Genomic DNA, 1,249 nt, shown 5'->3' on the forward strand with positions numbered 1-1,249 from the left:
CTCAACGCCTTCGCCATCACCTTCGAAGGCCGGATCTACCCGACCGGGAACTAACCCACACCGAGGTCGGATCCACCGTTAATCCGAAAGTCCCCCAGATTTCACGCTGATGGAACCCACGGGCAGGATCGTCCGCAGGGCGGGCAAAACGCCTGGTCGAGCTCACCACAACACAACCTCATTCCAGCGGGACTCGCTACCGACCCGAGTTCCGACGTGGCTCCCGGTGTTCGCGAAACGACCCGCTGTCAGCGGCTGCCAGCGGCTTGTCAGGCTGTCTGTGCAAACTATTCAGCATGTCAAAGCAGAGAAGCAGCCTTATGGCGGTGACGAGCATCGTGGGTTTCGGCGTCACCGCCGCGGTCGCCGGTACAGGTCCGGCCCTGTCGGCGGTCACCGTGTTGGACCACGATGGGGTCTATGCGGTCCCGAGCGACATTGCACCGGGGCAGTATATGACGTATCACGCCAATGATGACTGTGTGTTCACCGTCGCGGACGCGGGTGGGAACGTGCTGTTTTCGGGAGGTATCGGCGCGGCGATTCGCGGCAGCGGTGGACAGATCCAGATCGGTATCGGAAGCAATGCCGCAACGTTCTCGACGACGAGCTGCGGTGTCTGGCGCTTGGTGGACGGTGGTGGCCCGGCGACCGGCCCGAGCACGGGATCGTCCGGGCTCGGATTCTGAGCCCAGGTTTCACGAGCTGGCTCACCGCCACTGAAACTGAAATCAACCTAGTCCGAAAGCCGAAGTCTGGCGACGAACTTCGCGTGAACCTGCTCGGCCGACCTGGCTACCCGAGAGTCCGGAATTCGAGATCCGGTGCGATGAGGGCGATCTGGTGCGGTGGCCGAGCCTGCGGGTGCGGCGGGCGGGTTGGCGGCGCATCGCGATCGTGGCGGCCGTGAACACCGGACTGACCATGATGACCTTCACGCTCATCACGTTCGTGGTGTCCAATCGGTTGAACACCCGGCACTGCGGCGCAGCCCGTTCTGCGCCGCAGTGCTGTGATGAGAGCGGATAGATCCACTATCGTTTCCCTTTCCGAACTGGCTTCTTGCGGAGAATTCGGAGCAAACCTCTGCCGCGTGCGCCGTCGGGGCGATGATCAGCGCCTGCTCTGTCGAGACGGGAGGTACCGGGGGTGGAGACTGGTAAGGACCCGTATTCAACTGGTCTGTATTCCCCGGATCACCTCGCTCAACCGCGGCGGGTTTCCTTGGTGGAGTATGTCGTCCAGCTTC

2 protein-coding genes are annotated in these 1,249 nt (G+C 62.6%); both read left to right on the top strand.

Annotated features, from left to right (window positions below):
* Positions 1-338: 338 nt before the first annotated feature.
* A complete protein-coding gene (locus ACFXKA_RS42955) occupies positions 339-689 on the top strand; it encodes a hypothetical protein (protein ID WP_379431902.1) in 351 nt (116 codons plus the stop codon).
* Between the two features lie 154 nt (positions 690-843).
* The gene (locus ACFXKA_RS42960) at positions 844-1,029 is read left to right on the top strand and encodes a hypothetical protein (protein WP_379431903.1); all 186 of its coding nucleotides are present in this window, start codon (positions 844-846) and stop codon (positions 1,027-1,029) included.
* Positions 1,030-1,249 lie beyond the last annotated feature (220 nt).

It is taken from the genome of Nocardia sp. NPDC059228 (assembly GCF_042754245.1).
GTDB lineage: Bacteria > Actinomycetota > Actinomycetes > Mycobacteriales > Mycobacteriaceae > Nocardia.